The organism is Streptomyces sp. UH6, from assembly GCF_013421635.1.
Lineage (GTDB): Bacteria > Actinomycetota > Actinomycetes > Streptomycetales > Streptomycetaceae > Streptomyces > Streptomyces abyssomicinicus.
Window position 1 is genome coordinate 1 of record NZ_JACADT010001050.1, and the last position, 1,916, is coordinate 1,916.

The following is a 1,916-nucleotide window of genomic DNA, read 5'->3' on the forward strand; positions in this document are numbered from 1 at the left end:
CTGTACGCCGAGGCGGCCCGCAAGGCCACCTCGGCCGCCGAACGCGACCACCTGACGCGCCGGGCCGCCCGGCTCAACACCGGCCGCGACCGCTGACGCGCCCCTTCCGGGGAAGGGGCGCGTCAGCGGTCAGGCGACGCGTGCGCAGAGGTCGTCCACCGTGGCGTGGGCCGTGGTGACGGTCTTCTGGCCGGTGGAGGAGATGTCCATCGTGTACGCCCCGTCGACGATGTAGAGCCCTCGTCCCAGGGTGCCGCCGTTCTCCGCGAAGCCGACCAGGACCGGCCCGAGCACGGCCCACAGCTGCGACCCGTCGGCCCGGTACTCGACCAGGGCGCTGCCGCCGGCGTCCGCGTCGTAGGACTTCCCGGTCTCCTCGTGGGTGATCCGCACCACCAGGTCGCCCGTGTAGGCGGCGCGCTTCACCGAACCGTCGGGGCGGGTCTCCAGGACCCGCCGGACGACCTCGTCGACCACGGGTTCGCCCCGCACCGCGAAGTCGCACCGGGCGCCGGCGGGGCTGGTCCACGGGAGCGAGGGGGCGGGCTCCCATCCTTCGGCCGGTCCGCGGCGGAGGCCGGCACCACCGCCGCGGACAGCGTGACGGTGAGGGCGCAGAGCGTGAGGAGTATGCGTCGCATGGGTGCTCCTGGGATGTCGAAGATCGGTTCTGGACGTGCGCGGCCAGCCTCACCCCGCCCGCTGACCATTCCCTCACCACGGCGCTCCCCGCCGCTCCCAGGGCCGGTTGTAGGGTGCACGGTCATGGAGTTCCAGCTGCTCGGTCCGTTCGAGGCCCGTCACGACGGCCGGCCGGTGGTGGTGAGCAGCCGCCGCCAGGAGCGGTGCCTGCTGGCGCTCCTGCTGCTGCACGTGGACCGGGCCGTGCCGGCGAGCCGCCTCGCCGACCTGCTGTGGAGCGATGCGCTCCCGCGCTCACCGCGTGCCACCCTGCACACCTACGTCGGCCGGCTGCGGTCCCGTCTCGCGCCGTGCGGCCTGCGGATCCTGACGCGTCACTCCGGCTATCTGCTCGAGGGGGACGGACACACCGTCGACGCGCGGGAGTTCACCGGCCTGGTCGGCCGTGCGGCCACCGCCGGCGATCCGTCCGAACGGGTCCGCCTCCACGACCGCGCGCTGGACCTGTGGAAGGGTCCTCTCCTCGCCGACGTGGCCGACGACGTGCTCCGCGCCCGCGTCGACACCGCGCTCGGTCTCGGCGAGCTGCGGCTGACGGCTCTGGAACAGCGTGCCGAGGCACAGCTCACCATGGGCCTGCACGAGCGGGTGGTCACCGCCCTCGCCCCCGTGGTCCGGGAGGTGCCGGACCGGGAGCGCCTCGTCGTCGCGCAGATGACCGCGCTGTACCGCTGCGGCCGCCGCGCCGAGGCCCTCCGGCTCTTCGACGAGACGCGTGCGGAACTGGCCGAGGGCTCCGGTGTCGAACCCGGGCCCGCCCTGGCCACGCTGCACCGGCGGATCCTGGACGACGACCCCCGCCTCGACCGGCCGCCCGCGCCGCTGTACGCGGTGCGGGTCGGGGAGGAGTGGCTGCCGTGGAGCACCGGCGGTCATCCCGCGCTGGAGTTCTGCAACACCTTCGCCGGCTGGGGCCGGTCCGCCCCGCTGCCCGGCTCGGACTGGCTGCGCGGCTACTCCACCCTGGCGGTGTGGGCCGGCCATCTCGGTCTGGCCGACGACCACGACGTGACCCGGCTGCTCGGGCGGGCCGCCCGGGAGCCCTCGGAGGCTGCCGCCGTCCTCGACGAGGCCCGGGCCTACCGGGAGCGGCTGTACACCTGCCTGACCGATCCGGAGGACGCCGCCGCCTTCCGGGCGGTGGCGAACGCCGCGCAGGAGGCCGCCGGCCTGGCCGTCCTGACGCGGGGTGAGGGGGGTCTCGCCGACTGGCG

The 1,916-nt window shown here is 75.1% G+C and carries 2 protein-coding genes; one reads left to right on the forward strand and one right to left on the reverse strand.

Features of this window, described 5'->3' with window-relative positions; genetic code table 11:
- Positions 1-129: 129 nt before the first annotated feature.
- Positions 130-492: a hypothetical protein gene (locus tag HW445_RS29020; RefSeq protein ID WP_306673376.1), complete on the reverse strand. Its 363-nt coding sequence runs from the start codon at positions 490-492 to the stop codon at positions 130-132.
- Positions 493-765: 273 nt separating this feature from the next.
- Between HW445_RS29020 and HW445_RS29025 the strand changes: the two genes are divergently transcribed.
- A partial coding sequence (locus tag HW445_RS29025) for an AfsR/SARP family transcriptional regulator (protein ID WP_180223817.1) occupies positions 766-1,916 on the forward strand: 1,151 nt, incomplete at its 3' end.